At 68.5% G+C, this 14494-nt stretch carries 14 protein-coding genes; 5 read left to right on the top strand and 9 right to left on the bottom strand.

Annotated elements, in window-relative coordinates:
* Positions 1-84: 84 nt before the first annotated feature.
* The gene (locus VGR06_RS14490) at positions 85-543 is read right to left on the bottom strand and encodes an SRPBCC family protein (protein ID WP_327559587.1); all 459 of its coding nucleotides are present in this window, start codon (positions 541-543) and stop codon (positions 85-87) included.
* A gap of 75 nt (positions 544-618) precedes the next feature.
* Here VGR06_RS14490 and VGR06_RS14485 point away from each other — a divergent pair, with 75 nt between their 5' ends.
* A complete protein-coding gene (locus tag VGR06_RS14485) occupies positions 619-1590 on the top strand; it encodes a sigma-70 family RNA polymerase sigma factor (RefSeq protein WP_327559586.1) in 972 nt (323 codons plus the stop codon).
* On the opposite strand, the gene VGR06_RS14480 is transcribed toward VGR06_RS14485, so the two are convergent.
* Positions 1531-2835, bottom strand: coding sequence for a hypothetical protein (locus VGR06_RS14480; RefSeq protein ID WP_327559585.1), 1305 nt, complete (start codon positions 2833-2835; stop codon positions 1531-1533). The genes VGR06_RS14485 and VGR06_RS14480 overlap by 60 nt on opposite strands.
* 427 nt (positions 2836-3262) lie before the next feature.
* On the opposite strand from VGR06_RS14480, the gene VGR06_RS14475 reads away from it, so the two are divergent.
* A complete protein-coding gene (locus tag VGR06_RS14475; RefSeq protein WP_327559584.1) occupies positions 3263-4588 on the top strand; it encodes a S8 family peptidase in 1326 nt (441 codons plus the stop codon).
* A gap of 214 nt (positions 4589-4802) precedes the next feature.
* Positions 4803-5375 (top strand): isoprenylcysteine carboxylmethyltransferase family protein, encoded by a 573-nt coding sequence (locus tag VGR06_RS14470; protein WP_327559583.1) that lies wholly within the window; start codon positions 4803-4805, stop codon positions 5373-5375.
* Between the two features lie 520 nt (positions 5376-5895).
* On the opposite strand, the gene VGR06_RS14465 is transcribed toward VGR06_RS14470, so the two are convergent.
* The 6 genes from VGR06_RS14465 to VGR06_RS14440 all read right to left on the bottom strand — a co-directional run bounded on the left by VGR06_RS14465 (position 5896) and on the right by VGR06_RS14440 (position 11549).
* Positions 5896-6648, bottom strand: a complete 753-nt coding sequence (locus VGR06_RS14465; protein WP_327559582.1) for an ABC transporter permease — start codon at positions 6646-6648, stop codon at positions 5896-5898.
* Entirely contained in the window at positions 6648-7400 is a 753-nt protein-coding gene (locus VGR06_RS14460; protein ID WP_327559581.1) for an ABC transporter ATP-binding protein, read from the bottom strand. The genes VGR06_RS14465 and VGR06_RS14460 overlap by 1 nt, the downstream gene beginning before the upstream one ends.
* Before the next feature lie 247 nt (positions 7401-7647).
* The gene (locus tag VGR06_RS14455; protein ID WP_327559580.1) at positions 7648-9804 is read right to left on the bottom strand and encodes an MMPL family transporter; all 2157 of its coding nucleotides are present in this window, start codon (positions 9802-9804) and stop codon (positions 7648-7650) included.
* A 65-nt stretch (positions 9805-9869) separates the two neighbouring features.
* A complete protein-coding gene (locus tag VGR06_RS14450) occupies positions 9870-10028 on the bottom strand; it encodes a hypothetical protein (protein WP_414637260.1) in 159 nt (52 codons plus the stop codon).
* Between the two features lie 77 nt (positions 10029-10105).
* Positions 10106-10951 carry a DUF4097 family beta strand repeat-containing protein gene (locus tag VGR06_RS14445; RefSeq protein WP_327559579.1) on the bottom strand — a complete coding sequence of 282 codons (846 nt, stop codon included), beginning with the start codon at positions 10949-10951 and terminating at the stop codon, positions 10106-10108.
* A 64-nt stretch (positions 10952-11015) separates the two neighbouring features.
* Positions 11016-11549: a YlcI/YnfO family protein gene (locus tag VGR06_RS14440; protein ID WP_327559578.1), complete on the bottom strand. Its 534-nt coding sequence runs from the start codon at positions 11547-11549 to the stop codon at positions 11016-11018.
* A 373-nt stretch (positions 11550-11922) separates the two neighbouring features.
* On the opposite strand from VGR06_RS14440, the gene VGR06_RS14435 reads away from it, so the two are divergent.
* Positions 11923-12093 carry a hypothetical protein gene (locus tag VGR06_RS14435; RefSeq protein WP_327559577.1) on the top strand — a complete coding sequence of 57 codons (171 nt, stop codon included), beginning with the start codon at positions 11923-11925 and terminating at the stop codon, positions 12091-12093.
* Between the two features lie 139 nt (positions 12094-12232).
* Here the strand turns inward: VGR06_RS14435 and VGR06_RS14430 are convergent, their stop codons facing one another.
* Positions 12233-12670, bottom strand: coding sequence for a MerR family transcriptional regulator (locus VGR06_RS14430; RefSeq protein ID WP_327559576.1), 438 nt, complete (start codon positions 12668-12670; stop codon positions 12233-12235).
* A gap of 60 nt (positions 12671-12730) precedes the next feature.
* Between VGR06_RS14430 and VGR06_RS14425 the strand changes: the two genes are divergently transcribed.
* Entirely contained in the window at positions 12731-13492 is a 762-nt protein-coding gene (locus tag VGR06_RS14425) for a methyltransferase domain-containing protein (protein WP_327559575.1), read from the top strand.
* Positions 13493-14494 lie beyond the last annotated feature (1002 nt).

Below are 14494 nucleotides of genomic sequence, written 5' to 3'. Positions count from 1 at the left end.
GTTAGGCGGACAAGATCACGCCGCGGCACCCCGGTCGGCGTTGCGATCCGTCGGCCGAGAACGCCACACCCACAGGCCGGGGCGCTACCGGGTGACGCGGTCGCCGCCGCTCTCGAGCAGTCTCTTCAGGTTCCGATAGCTTGCCGACCCGCCCTTCTCTGCCTGCCGCCGGATGAGCGGCAGGAGCGGCACGCCGATCCCATGTCCCTCGAAGTCGAGCGTGATCCTGACCCGCGATCGGGTGCCGCCGTCGAGAGGCTCGACGGTGACGTTCGCGTGTGGCCTTATCGGTCCGTCGACACCGCGGGCGGCCCAGCTCGTGGGCGCGGTGATCTCCGTTATCTCCTGCGTCATCGTCCGCTCGGTATGGCCGATCCGGCGCGTGGTGGTGAACCTGGTGCCAACGCCCGGCGGGCGACCCTCCTCGATGCGTACGGCCACGACGTCGTGCTGCCACTCGGCAAATCGTGAGGGGTCGGTGACGTACGAGAAGACCTCGGCAGGAGGGCGGCCGATTTCAATGGTGGACACGATGGGCGGCATAGGACAGCCTCCTTGTCACATCGGCACGTTTTCGTTCGTCATTGATATGACGGATCCCAACGAAAGAATGTGACCGTGGACGAGGGCGACTGGCTGGCGCAGCGGTTCGAGGAGAACCGGGCCCAGTTGCGGGCAGTGGCCTACCAGATGCTTGGCTCGCTCAGCGAGGCCGACGACGCCGTTCAGGAAGCCTGGCTGCGGCTCAGCCTTTCCGATACCAGCGACGTGGAGAACCTGCGCGGATGGCTGACCACCGTCGTCGCGCGGGTCTGCCTCGACATGCTCCGCTCGCGGAGGTCACGTCGCGAGGAACCGCTCGACGACCACGTGCCCCACCTGAATGAGATCCGCGCGGACGTGATCGACCCGGAACACGAAGCGCTGCTGGCCGACTCGGTCGGTCTCGCTCTGCTGGTGGTCCTCGACAAGCTGGCTCCGGCCGAACGCGTGGCCTTCGTGCTGCACGACATGTTCGCCGTGCCCTTCGAGGAGATCGCTGCCATCGTGGGGCGCTCGCCGACCGCGGCACGGCAGCTCGCCAGCCGCGCACGTCGCCGGGTACAGGCGGCCACGGTGCCCGACACCGATCTCGCTCGCCAGCGGAAAGTTGTCGAGGCGTTCCTCGCAGCCTCGCGCAACGGTGACTTCGACGCGCTGATCACGGTGCTCGCTCCCGATGTCGCGGTCCGAGCCGACGCCGGCGCCGCGCCGGCCGGGGCAGCCAGGGAGGCCCACGGCGCGTCGGCGGTGGCCGAGCACGCGCTCGCCTTCTCGCAGCGCGCCCGGTACGCCACACCGGCGCTCGTGAACGGGGCGGTGGGCATCGTGGTTGCTGCCCATGGCCGCCTGTTCACCGTGCTGGCGTTCACGATCAGGAACGGGAAGATCGTCACCATCGACGTGATCGCCGACCCTGCTCGCCTGCGCCAACTGGACCTGACCGCGCTCGACGGCGAGCCAACCAGCGGCATCGACGAGGACCGGAACTCAGGGCGGTGGATCGGTGGGCTTGCGGTGCATCCGGTAGTGCAGGACCAGGAACGGTAGGCCGAAGACCCAGAAGGCGTGCTCGGCCAGTAGCTGGCCGTCGTCGACATGGACGTCGAGTTGCTCGGCGAAGCCATGCACGGCGAGGGCGGTGAGTTCTCTGCTGGTTGGGTCGATGTAGGCCAGGTAGTGGCCGGGATGGTCGAGGTCACTCCGGCTGGTGAGTATCAGCCCACCTCCGGGCCGGGCTCGCGGCTGCAGCGTGGCGGTGAAGCTGCCCTGCGGTACGGGGAAGCCGACGCTGACGTACCCGCGACCGTCGTGGCGGTACGTGGTGTAGATGCCGACGTAGATGGGCTCGTCGGTGTCGGCGAACGAGCGGATCCAGCCGCGGACGGCCACGACGTCCCGGTCGGGCAGGGTGATCGTGTCGATGCGGCTGCGTACTCCCCGCTGGATCTCCCGCTGGTTCATCGGGACGTTGGCCTGCCCGAGCGGGCGGGCGACCAGCGTCCGGTAGAGCAGATATCCGGGCCGTACCCAGAGCCTCCACCGCGGGATGATGTCGAGCCGGAAGCGGGTGGTGTGCTCGTAGAACTCACGCACCCGCGGGTCCACCGCGGCCGGGTCGAAGTCGGGGCCGGCCAGCTCCTCGAGCGAGGCGACAATGCCCACGTCCGGAGCGTCGGCGACATAGCGACCGCCGAGCACGTCGGCGAGCTGGCGGACATAACCGGTGCCGACGTAGCGGGACCGGGCTTCCCGGGGCACGACGAACGGCAGGTCCTCCGCGCGTACCCGCTCGGCGAGCAGACTCACCTGAGCGTCGCGGAACAGCAGCGCCGACGTGACCCGGTAGGCAAGCATGGTCGTGCTGGCCACGATCGCCGCCGGTACGGAGGGTCGTCGCGCCGCGAACACGCGCCCGATCGCCGCGCCGAACAGCGGCCCGAGCAGCACCTTCTGTGGGCGTAATCCCAACAGGCCCGCCAGCGTGCCAGTCCCCGTCGCCACCGCGACCGGCCCGGCGCGGGCGACTCGTCCGGCCGCCCACCCCACCGGGGCGACCAGCGCGGCGCTCGCAGCGATCCGTTGCCACAGCGGCGGAATCTCGCCGGGTCGCTGCCGAGCCCGAGCCACCCGCTCCGAGGTCGCCAACCCGGCCGCCCCGGCGATCGCACCGACGCCGGCGGCCCGCGCGCCTCGATGACTGGCCAGCGCAGCACCGGCCACCGCGCCGATGACAGCCGAGAACGCGACAGATCCAGTCCGCTCCCGCGCTGACGCCGCGCCGCCCGCTGCCATGTTCGGAATCTATCCACGCCGAGGGTCGAAAGCACTCTTCGGGTTCCCGGTCTTTGTTCGCCGACGGTGGCGGTCCCGGGCGCCGACCGTCGCCAACGGATGTCGTCCGACCTCGGCAACTATCGTCCGAACTGCTGAGCTCGCCAGCGATGGTCCCTGACTACGATCATGGCGTCATCCGGCCGCGTCGATTTGACTAGCGTTCGGTGCGGCGGGTCGAGGCAACACTGGTATCTCCTCAAGAAGGAGGTTTGTCGTGAGCCTTACAAGGCCGAGCAAGGTGGGTGCGGCGGTCGGAGCCGCGTGCCTCGCCGCGGGCGTGGGTCTGGCCGTGAGCCCGATCCCTGCGGCTGCGGGGAGCGGTGCGGAGCAGACGTAGCTGGTCCTCTATCACGCCGGCGCGTCCACGGCCGGTGCCGCGAGCGCGGTGAAAGCCGCCGGTGGCGTCCTCGTCTCCGACTATGCGCAGATCGGCGTGGTCATCGCTCGCTCGTCGGACAGCAACTTCGCCGGGAAGATCGAACGCATCACGAACATCGACAACGCCGTTGCCACGCAATCGTTCGGCGTTCAGCTACGGGACACCCAAGCAACCAGCGACTCGGCAGCGGCGACCCAAGCCGCCGCCGCGTGGGGCGACACGCTGTCGGGTCTGCAATGGGACATGACCCAGATCAACGTGCCCGCGGCCCACCAAATCAACAGCGGCAGCCGGAGCGTATTGGTCGGCGACATCGACACCGGCCTGGACTTCACCCACCCCGACCTGGCGGCCAACTACGACGCACGGCACAGCACGAACTGTGTCAGTGGCGCGCCCTCACCGCTGGCGGTCGGCAACGACGCCAACGGCCACGGCACCCACACGGCGGGCACCATCGCCGCGGCCGCCAACGGCATCGGCATCGTCGGCGTCGCGCCGAACGTGAAGATCGCCGGCATCAAGGCGGGCAACACCGACGGATACTTCTTCCCCGAGGCGGTCATCTGTTCGTTCGTCTGGGCCGCGACCAACGGCGTCCAGGTGACCAACAACAGCTACTTCGCCGACCCCTGGCTGTTCAACTGCCGCAACGACGCCGAACAGCGGGCGATCTGGAACGCGGAGCGGCGGGCGATCGGGTTCGCCCAGTCCAAGGGCGTGCTCGTAGTGGCGGCTGAGGGCAACGAGAGCACCGACCTGTCACATCCCGCGGTCGACACGATCAGCCCGGACTTCCCGCCCAACAGCGAGGTCGAACGCGACGTCACCAACGCATGCGCCGTCGTACCGGTGGAGGTGCCCGGCGTCCTGGGGGTCACGGCGACCGGCAACCTGCGGCTCAAGTCGTTCTACTCGTCGTACGGGATCTCGACCGCAGACGTAGCCGCACCGGGTGGCGACTCCATCCTTCAGATCACCGCGGCGGCACCCAACGGGCGCGTGCTGTCGACGTATCCAGCGGCCAACGCCTGCGTACGAAAGGTGGTCGACCCCACTGGGGCGACGTACTGCTATCTGCAGGGTACGTCGATGGCTGCGCCACACGCCGTCGGCGTGGCCGCGCTGATCCTCAGTGCACACGGAAACATGGGGTCAGGTCAGCTCGCCGCCGCCGTGCAGGGCGCCACCCGGCCACTGAGTTGCCCAGACACGTCTATCTATGCACCGTTCCCACAGAGCAGCGGCGAACCGCAGACCTGCCAAGGCGGCGCCGAGCACAACAGCTTCTACGGCTCCGGTGAGGTCGACGCGCTCCAGGCAGTCCGATAGCACCATCGTTGTCGCCGGCCCCGCCGCACCCGACGGGGCCGGCGATCCGTGTGTCTGGTGGAAGCGCGTTCCGGAACGGCCGAGCGGCACAACCGGAACACCAGCCGATCACCCGGCACCTGATCGCGGAACAGCAGCTTCAACTCGGGATCTTGCCAGCCGCTGCTGATCAATCGGGCCGCGTCGGTGCGGCCAGTGGATTACGTTGCAGGGCATGCCCGCGTTGTCCACGCCATTGCTGGCATCGATCTATTGCTGGTTCGCGCTGGAACTGGGCCTGCTCGTGCGCGATCTGGTTCGGCGGCGAGGCCGCCTGGGTCGGGACCGTGGCACCCGCATCGTCGTCGCATTCTCCCTCGCCGGATCGATCTGGATGGGCATCCTGCTGCGGGGATGGGTGCCGGCGTTGGATACACCCGCACCGAATGCGTTCGCCGCTGCGGGGATCGTCGTGCTCTGGGTCGGTCTGGCCCTACGTGCCTGGGCGGTACTGACGCTGGGCGGATCGTTCAGCACTTTCATTCAGGTCGACGCGGATCAGGCCGTTGTCACCCGGGGCCCGTACCGGTGGGTGCGCCATCCCTCGTACACCGGCCTGCTGCTGGTCGCCCTGGGATTCGGCCTCGCTGCGGGCAACTGGCTGTCCCTGGCGATCTGCGCCGTCATCCCACTGTTGGGACTGTTGCGGCGCATCGCGGTCGAAGAGTCCGAGCTGGCCCGTGTGCTCGGTGACGAGTACCGCAGCTACCAAAGGGCAACACATCGCATCGTGCCGGGACTGTGGTAGGCGGTCGATCGGAAACGCCGACGGGCAAGGTAGATCCGAACTGCGCAAGATCCGGCGCCGGGTAAGGCTGGATGGTGCAGAGTTCCGGGGACAGGACAAAAGTCTCGCATCACGCGGGGTTTGCGTTGGTCGGAGCAAGACATCCGATGGTCGGCTCTTGTCAAGTCCCGGGTCGGGGCATCGTGACGGGCCGGTCGACCGTGTTTGGGTGAACCAAAGATCGGCTGTGCGGACAGCGACGCTGGCGAGGTGGCCATCAGGGGTGACCGCCGGCCAGATTGCTGACGCGACGGGTCTGCCGATGCCAGACGTTGAGGCGTGCCTGGAGATGCTCGCGGCGCGTTACGTGGTTCGCCTGGTCCACGGCGGTCTGACCGCCATACCTCTTCGTCAGACCCCTGCAGGTTGATCATGGATGAAGACTCCCTTCGTCGTCCTTATCTGCCGCCTGGACAACAGGGACGATCGTCCACCTTCCGGTAGGCGATCACCCTGTGGCTTTAACCATCCCCGGTTTTGTTCATGCGACCCGTTTGTAGGCTCTCATGGCGAGGAGGTAGGCGATGATCGTGATGCTCGCGCACCATGCCAGGGCGACCCATATTTCGTTGCCGACGGGTTGGGCGTTCAGCAGGGATTGCAGCGTCTCCACGATGGAGGTGACGGGCTGGTTGTCCGCGAAGGCGCGAACCGGGGTGGGCATGGTGTCGGTCGGGACGAACGCGGAACTGATGAACGGCAGAAATATCAGCGGGTAAGCGAATGCGCTCGCGCCGTCGATAGATTTCGCGGTCAATCCGGGGATGACCGCGAGCCAGGTCAGCGCCAGCGTGAACAGCGCGAGGATGCCCGTCACCGCAAGCCACGCCAACACTCCCGCACCGGACCGGAAGCCCATGAGCAGGGCGATGAGAATGATCACCACGACCGAGATCGCATTGGACACCAGCGAGGTCAACACGTGCCCCCACAGCAGTGACGAGCGGGCCAGGGGCAGGGAGCGGAATCGTGAGAAGAGTCCGTTCTGCACGTCCGTGAACAGTCGCACCGCGGTGTACGAGATGCCGCTGGCGATGGCGATCAGCAGGATGCCCGGCAGCAGGTAGTTCACATAGTTGTCGGTGCCCGCCTGGATCGCGCCGCCGAATACGTAGACGAACAGCAGCATGAGGATGACCGGCGTGATCAGCACGGTGATGATCGTGTCCGGGCTGCGGAGAATGTGGCGCATGGACCGTCCGAACAGCACGCCCGTGTCGCGTAGCGTTTTCATTACTCGCCCTTCCTCTCGCCGACGATGGCCAGGAAGATCTCTTCCAGGGACGGCTGTTTCTCGATGTATTCGACCGTCGCGGGCGGGAACAGTTTCTTGAGGTCGGTGAGCGTCCCGTTGGCGATGATCCGTCCGCCGTGCAGGATCGCGATCCGGTCGGCGAGGTGCTCGGCTTCCTCCAGGTGCTGGGTGGTCAGCAGGATGGTGGTGCCGGCCTCGGCGAGTTGTTTGACCGTTCGCCACACCTCGAGCCGTGCTTCCGGGTCCAGCCCGGTCGTCGGCTCGTCCAGGAAGATCACTGCAGGCGTGCCGACCAGGCTCATCGCGATGTCGAGCCGGCGTGTCATGCCGCCCGAGTAGGTGTCGGCCCGGCGATCAGCGGCGCTAGTCAGTCCGAAACGTTCGAGCAGGTTGTCGGCGGTCTTCTTCGGGTCGGCGACACTGCGGATTTTGGCGATCAGCACGAGGTTCTCTCGCCCCGTGAGCATCCCGTCCACGGCGGCGAACTGGCCCGTCAGGCTGATGTTCTCGCGCACCTCGTCCGGTTCGCGTACCACGTCGAAACCGCGCACCCGCACGCTGCCGCCGTCAGGTTTGAGCAGCGTCGAGCAAATGTTGACGGTGGTCGTCTTGCCGGCGCCGTTCGAGCCGAGCAACGCGAAAATCTCACCGCGCCGCACCTCGAAATCAACGCCTTTCAACACATCCACCCCGGTGAAAGACTTCCGCAAGCCCTCCACCTGAATCGCCATGTCAGTCACTGTGAATCGTCCCTTTCTCTCAGACAACGGGTCATGGGAGCCTTGCAACACAAACCGAGGAAGCGCGATCTTTGCTGCGACGCCGGCCGCTTCAGTCTGCCCTGCGGGCTGGTTCGCGCCGGGCCTCCTGGGTGAGTTGACGCAGCAGGTGCCGGTCGAGATGGTCGATGCCGTCCTGGCCATCGCGGCTCGGCACCCGCCCGGCCGGCTACGTCCGGGCGGGCACCCGCCGGGTGGATCAATTGGACTCGACCGGTACCGAGGGTTGCACCGGCGCGGTCTCGGCCCCGCCCCGGTCGACGTCGCCGTGCCCTGGCCACCAGGCGGTGTGGCCGATGAGGGCAGTCAGCGACGGCACCAGGAACATCGACATCACGAACGCCGACAGCAGGATGCCGGCCGCCACGGAGAATCCGATCTGTTGCAGGAAGGAGACCGGGGCGAGGGCCAGCACCGCGAAGGTGCCGGCGAGAATCAGGCCAGCCGCGGCGACGGTCGGGCCGGCGTGCTGCACGCCGAGCGCCGCGGCGGCCCGGGGCTCGTTGCCGGCCCGGGCTTCCTCGCGCAGTCGGGCGATCATCAGGATGTTGTAGTCGGTGCCGATCGCGAGGACGAACAGGTACAGCACAATCGGCAACTGGAAGGTCACCCCGGGCCGGCCGGCCGCGCCCTGGAACAGGTAGATGGCGGAGCCGAGGGTGGCTGCGAAGTTGAGCAGCACCGCGAGCACCAGATAGGCCGGCGCGACAATGCTGCGCAGCAGCAGCGCGAGAATGATCGCGATGAGCAGCGCCGCGACCGGCAGGATCACCGACAGGTCGCGGTTGTTGGCCGAGTTGATGTCCGCGTAGATCGCCGTGGTGCCGCCGACCAGCACCCTGGTGCCGGGCGGTGCGATGGCGTGTAGGTCACCGCGCAGGTGGTCGTGGACCAAGGTGATCGCGTCGTTGGATGCGGGGTTCACGTTGAGCAGCAGGCCGAAGCGGGCCACCGTGCCGCCGGGCGCCTTGACCGGTGGCTGCACGCCGCCGACCCCGGAAACCGTCGCGGCGGCCGCAGCGAACTGGTCGAGTTGAGCGGGCGTCAGCTGACTTCCATCGCTGGTGGTCAGGTACGCCTGGGTGGGGTCGAGGGCCCCTTGCGGGAAGCCGCGCTCCAGATCGGCGGCCGCCTTTGCGGACTCGGTCGTGCTCGGGAAACCGGCCGCGAAGTCGTAGTCCGCCTTGAACAGCAGAACCCCGCTGGCAAGGGCGATCAGCACCAGGCCGGAAGAGGCAGCCGCCACCGCCGGCCGCCGGCCGAGCGCCGCGCCGATCCGCACGAACGCGGTGCCCTTCGGCTCGCGCCGCCACGCCTTCGACGGCCAGAACGTCGCCGGTCCGATCAGGCTGACCAGGGCCGGGATCAGGGTCAGCCCGGTGATCAGCATGACGAAGACCGCGATGGCGAGAGCCGGACCGAGCGACCCGAACCCGCCGAAGCTGGCCAGCAGCAACACCAGGAAGGCGACGATGACCGCCGCGGCGGCCGACGTGATCACCTCGCCGACCCGGGCGACCGCGAACACCATCGCGGTCTTTTTGTCGTCACCGGCACGCAGCCGCTCCCGGTAGCGGAACAGGAGGAAGAGCATGTAGTCCGTGCCGATGCCGTAGAGCACGATCAGCAGCAGCGTCTGCAGGCTCTGGTCGACGTTGAAGTCGAACAGCTTGCCGGCCGACGCGATCAGGTTCGACGAGACCTGCAAGACCACGCCGATGACGAGGATCGGCATCAGCGCGGCGATCGGGCTGCGGAAGATGATCAGCATCAGCACGATGATCAGCGCGAAGGTGGCCGTGCCGACCACCGTGAACGCGGTGTTGAAGGTGTCGTTGTTGTCCACGAACTGGGCCACCTGCCCGGCGACCCCCGCGCTCAGTCCGGTGCCAGCCAGGTTGGTCTTGATGGCGTCGCGGGTCTTCTTCACCGCGTCCATCTGCCCCTGATTGTCGGTCAGGGCCGCGGTGACGGGCACGGCGATCAGCTGCACAAGCTTGTTCGGTGCGACGGCCTGCGGGCCGGTCAGCGGCTGGCCGATCCCGGCGATGTGCGCGCCGGCGATCGCAGTGGCCAGCGAACCGACTCGGGCCTGGTCGGCCGCCGTCAACGGGCCACCGTCGGAGCGCTTCGCCACCACGATCGCGGTGGACGTGGCTTGTTCCGGGAACGCGGTCTTGGCCAGGTTGATCGCCTGCACCGACTCGTAGCTGTCCGGCAGGAAACTGCCCTGGTCGCCACTGGTGATGTCGGAAAGGCTGGGCAACAGGCCGATGATTAGGAACGCCCCCACCAGCCAACCGCCGATGACCCACCACGCCCGCCTTACGACGAACCTGCCCCATCTGTCGAACATCGATCTTCCTCCAATTGCTTCCGTTTGCGGGAAATCGCCGGGGGTCACTCCGAGAACTCCGGGCGTTACGGGTATCGCGGGCCGGCACGCCGCTGGGCGAGCTGATCGGCTTCTTCGAGGTGCTGCACGGCGAGGAAGATGATCACGGCGTCGGCGAGCAGGCCGCGGATCATCTCCCACACGACGCGTCGGCTGCGCGGGCCGAGGCCGGTGATGGGGCTCATCGCGGAAGACGATGCGCCGGTGCCGAGAAGTTGGCCCCCGGACAGTTCCTGCGCCCTCGCGTAGAGCCCAAAGTGGGTCAGGAGCGGTGGATGGTGATGTCGCCGTAGGAGGTGCGGCCACGAACCTCGACGGTCTGGTCGGTGTCGTCGGGCCGGGTGGCGTTGGTCAGCTGGTTGCGGACGTGGCCGAATCCTGTGTTGACCTCGAGCCAGGCGGCGGTGCCTTCGGCGATGCCGATGTCCAGGTTGCCCGCGGCGGTACCGAGGATGATCGAGCCGCGGATCACCTCGCCGAGGCGGATGCTGCCGTTGGAGGATTTGGCGTCGACGGCGGCGCCGGCGTGTTGGATGTGGATTTCACCGTTGGCGGCGCGGACCCGCACGTCGCCGGTGACGGCGTCGATGGTGGTGTCGCCGTTGGAATTCTTGACTACCGCGGTGCCGTCGACCTCGCCGATCTGGATCTTGCCGGAGCCGGTGTGGATCTCGGCGTCGCCTACGACGCCGTCGGCGGTGACGTTGCCGAACCCCGTGTCCAGGCGCAGCGGGCCGGTGTGTTCGAGCCAGACGTTGCCGATGGAGGTCTTGAGCCGGCACTGCCCGAGCCGGCCGGCGCAACGGTAGTCGCCCGCCTGCATCGCGGCGGACAGGTGGGAGCCGGCGGGCAGGTCGATGGACACGTCGACCGACCTGGTCTTGCGGGAGAAGTCGAAAGCTCGCGCCTTCGGGCCGGTGACCCGCAGCGTGCCGTTGGTGTAGTCGACGCGGACCTGCTGGGCGGCTTGCACGTCGGACTCGTCGGCGTCGTCGCTGGGGCGGACCTCGACGGCGGTGTCGGTGCGGTCGCTCGCGGTGATCCGTACGTTGCCGGCGCCGAGTTCGAGGGTGACGGCGATCGGTTCGGGCGTCTGATAGTGGGGCATGGTGGTCTCCGCATCCTGGGTGGGTGAGCGTGCCCGCGGGTCGAGGGCGTGTGAGGAAAGGTGGTTAGCGGACCCAGCCGGTGAAGCCCTGCTTGGCGCGTTTCCCGGTGCCGGGTGGCTCGGCGCGCTGATCGCGGTCGGAGCGCTGCAGGCCGGCGGCGGCGGCCCGGACCAGCCAGGCGTTGACCGAGCGTCCCTCCTTGGCCGCGGCCTGTTCGATCGCGGCCTTGAGCTGCTCGGGCAGGCGTACGTTGATCCGCGCGGCGGGGCCGTCGTCGGCGATCAGCGGCTCGCTGTCCGGCGCGCCGCCGACCGTCGCCGTGGTGTCCTCGGCGGTGAGGCCGAGCGGCTCGGCGGGTGGCGCGGTCACCACGAAGTGCGGGTCGCGGCCGCGCAGGCGCAGCTGCACCGAGCCGGGGGCCAGGTCCCGGGTGATCTCGTCGGCGGCGCCCGACAGCGCGTCCAGCAGCGTCATCCGGATCGCCGACTCGAGCGGCCCGGTCAGGCGCTCGACCAGCGCACGCGGCTCCTCGCCGCCGGCTTCGGCGAGGGTGGCGAACTCGCGTCCGAGGTTGCTCACATACGAGGTCAAGTCCATGGTGCCATGATGGCACACCGATGGCACCACCGCAAGCCATGTTGGCTCAACGCTGGTGCCAACATGGCACCCAACTGGCCTGTCCGGATGAAAGAGCGCAGGTCAAGCGTGCTAGCTTGCGCGCCGTGAACCACGAGGTCTGGGCGGCGCTGGAGGGGCCGTACGGCCCTGCCTCGGACGTGCCGCGGCTGCTGCGGGCGCTTCGCGCCGGCGACCCGCGGCGCTGGTTTACGACCGGGTCACGACGGTGGTGCGCCGGCACGTGGCGCCGGGGGTGGCGGTGCCGCTCCACCCGGAGGCAGTTGCGTTCGCGGGGCACTACGGCTTCGCGATCGGCGTGCTGGCGGCCTGTCGTCCAACGGGGAGGGGGCGGGTGGAGTGGCAGGCGGACATCGTGCGCGAGCACGTCCTGGCTGGTCGGCTGTTCGGCAGCCTGACCGAGGTACAGGCGGCGTTCGCCGCGTGGGTGCCGATGCGCCGGGCGCAGGTGCACCGCACGCACGGGTGGCTCGGCGGCAACGGATGCTCTGCGTTGTCTCACTGAATGTGGTTGTGAACCGCCCCAACCGCCCCAGCACACTGAACGGCAGCGGCGAACGGGCTCCCGCGCCGCGGCCACCGTCTCACCTGTCCGCACGCCGTTCACCGTGCCGCCCCGAACTGGTGCCGCCGCCGCAGCACTGTCAGCCGTGGTCCAGGGCCTCCGCCAGATCCACCCCGTCCAGCCGCGCGAGCACCATGGCCTGGAAGTGAGGGCACGACTGATAATCCGGGTGCCGGCATCGCAACGCGTGTTCAAGCAGCGTCTGCGACAGCGTCAGCCGGGCGATGCGTTGCCGCACCTGCGTCAGCTGGGCACGCAGCACCTCCCGCCGCCGGCCCCGATCCGGGGCGGCGAACAGCGCCCGCAACTGCTCCAGACTGAACCCGGCGTCCCTCCCAAGCATGATCTCCGCAACCCGGGTCACATCCGCCGGCCCGTACATCCGCCGCCCCGCCACCCGCCGCGCCGGCGACAGCAACCCCACATCCTCCCAGTGCCGCAACACGTGCGTGGCCAGCCCGAAACGGGCTGCCAGCTCCCCGATCGTGTACTCCACCACCATCCCGCCGGAGTTCATATCACCTTGATAGCAGCCCGGTTTGACTTCAGGTCGACCTGAAGTCACACACTCGTGCACATGACCGACACGCACACCGCCTACACCGACACTGACACGCTGATCCGGGTGCTCGACGCTGCGGAAACCATGCCCGCCGCCGCGCGGCTGCGCGCGCGCAGCTACCAGCTCCTGCGGCTACCCCCGGGCGCGACGGTAGTCGACGTCGGCTGCGGCACCGCACGCGCCGTCGCCGAACTGGCCGAGCACGGCGCCCGCGCCATCGGTGTGGACCTCGACCCGGCCATGCTGGCCGCCGCCCGCCGCCGGTTTCCCGACATCGACGTGCGCGCCGCCGACGCCACCGAGCTGCCGCTGGGCGACGCGCAGGCGCACGGGTACCGGGCGGACAAGGTGTACCACGTCCTGCCCGACCCGCACGCGGCCCTGGCCGAAGCCCGCCGAATCCTCATCCCGGGTGGACGGATCGTGCTGCTCGGCCAGGACTGGGACACCATAGTCATCGACTCCGACCAACCCGAACTGACCCGCCACATCGTGCACGCCCGCGCCGACACCATCCCCCACCCGCGCATCGCCCGCGCCTACCGCAACCTGCTCCTCGACGCCGGCTTCCACGACGTCGACATCGAGGTCCACACCGCCATATTCACCGACGCCACCATGCAGCCCATACTCGTCGGGCACGCCACCGCCGCACGCCAAACCGGCGCCATCACCGGCGACGAAGCCGACAACTGGATCAGTGAACAGACCCGACGCGCCCAGGACGACCGGTTGCTGGTCGCCATCCCGATGTTCCTAGCCGCGGCCACACGCTGACCGCACCGAAACGGGGACCGGCACCCACACCAAGATTGGCGCCCTTCGGAGGCGAGTCTGAGGGCCACGCCGATCACCCGCCGGACGATTTGATCAGGATGACCGTGCGCTACCAGCCTTCAAGCAGTTTCAGTGAGACGACACGCCGGACGCGTCAACTTCGGTGAGACGAGCGCACCTCAGCACTCCGCCGGCGACAGATTCAATGAGACGCAGCCCCGAACGTCGCCAGGTACAGCGAGACAGACGCAATCGGGTGTCCTTTCCGGCTGAAGACTTCGGATGATCAAGGCAGCGACCGGCGGTCCGAAAGGTAGGTCCAGACGACTGGGTGGCGAGTTGTTCGGAGTTACCTGTCGGAATCGAACGATCTTGTAGTTCGGTGCGGGCGGGCGGCTGCGCGGGTCAATGCTACGGCTCGTTTGCTTCCGGTGAGCCAACGTTCGGCGGCGAACATGGGTCGTCCGCCGCGTGGTTGGCGGGGTGCGGCTGGACGGGCCAGGGCATCGGGCTGACTGCGGTGTCGAGGTAGTCCAACTGTGCGGGATTGGGCGGCGAACAGGTCCCGCTGCAACTGCGCCAGCTCCGCCCGGGTGATCGCGCCCGTGTCGGTCGCGGCGGCGGTCACCCCGCGCCGCTGCCAGCGCCACCTCGCCGACATACCCGGTGGTGGTCAGCCCGCCCGCGCGGCCGCCGCGGCCAGCTCGGCGTACTCCGCGGCAGCGAAGCGCACGTGGGTGCGGTGGTCCCGATCTGGAAACGTGTACCGGCGAGACCGCGCTGTCACGCCCGGGATTGCGTCTGGTCGCCCGACGCGCCGCCGTACCGGCCCGGACTGTCGACGGCGACCCGGCCGTGCTCCCGCTCGATGGCCCGCACCGCAGCCATGGCCCGCGCGTAGTCGTTGCTGTCGCGCCAGACCTCGCCGTAAGGCGTTCACCCGGCCAGTGAGGATGTGCACGTGGGTGCCGCCGCGGCGAACCGCGACCCAGGGATGACGGG

Source organism: Actinophytocola sp., from assembly GCF_036002505.1.
Taxonomy (GTDB): Bacteria; Actinomycetota; Actinomycetes; order Mycobacteriales; family Pseudonocardiaceae; genus DASYTH01.
Note: the sequence above shows the minus strand (reverse complement) of the source record. Positions and strands in the feature narration are given on the sequence as shown.

Bases quoted from the DNA above. Each gene is read 5' to 3' on its own strand.
- VGR06_RS14455 (WP_327559580.1), bottom strand. From the start codon at position 9,804: ATGTTCGACAGATGGGGCAGGTTCGTCGTAAGGCGGGCGTGGTGGGTC.
- VGR06_RS14465 (WP_327559582.1), bottom strand. From the start codon at position 6,648: ATGAAAACGCTACGCGACACGGGCGTGCTGTTCGGACGGTCCATGCGC.
- VGR06_RS14425 (WP_327559575.1), top strand. From the start codon at position 12,731: ATGACCGACACGCACACCGCCTACACCGACACTGACACGCTGATCCGG.
- VGR06_RS14470 (WP_327559583.1), top strand. From the start codon at position 4,803: ATGCCCGCGTTGTCCACGCCATTGCTGGCATCGATCTATTGCTGGTTC.
- VGR06_RS14440 (WP_327559578.1), bottom strand. From the start codon at position 11,549: ATGGACTTGACCTCGTATGTGAGCAACCTCGGACGCGAGTTCGCCACC.
- VGR06_RS14445 (WP_327559579.1), bottom strand. From the start codon at position 10,951: ATGCCCCACTATCAGACGCCCGAACCGATCGCCGTCACCCTCGAACTC.
- VGR06_RS14460 (WP_327559581.1), bottom strand. From the start codon at position 7,400: ATGGCGATTCAGGTGGAGGGCTTGCGGAAGTCTTTCACCGGGGTGGAT.
- VGR06_RS14480 (WP_327559585.1), bottom strand. From the start codon at position 2,835: ATGGCAGCGGGCGGCGCGGCGTCAGCGCGGGAGCGGACTGGATCTGTC.
- VGR06_RS14450 (WP_414637260.1), bottom strand. From the start codon at position 10,028: ATGAGCCCCATCACCGGCCTCGGCCCGCGCAGCCGACGCGTCGTGTGG.
- VGR06_RS14490 (WP_327559587.1), bottom strand. From the start codon at position 543: ATGCCGCCCATCGTGTCCACCATTGAAATCGGCCGCCCTCCTGCCGAG.
- VGR06_RS14430 (WP_327559576.1), bottom strand. From the start codon at position 12,670: ATGAACTCCGGCGGGATGGTGGTGGAGTACACGATCGGGGAGCTGGCA.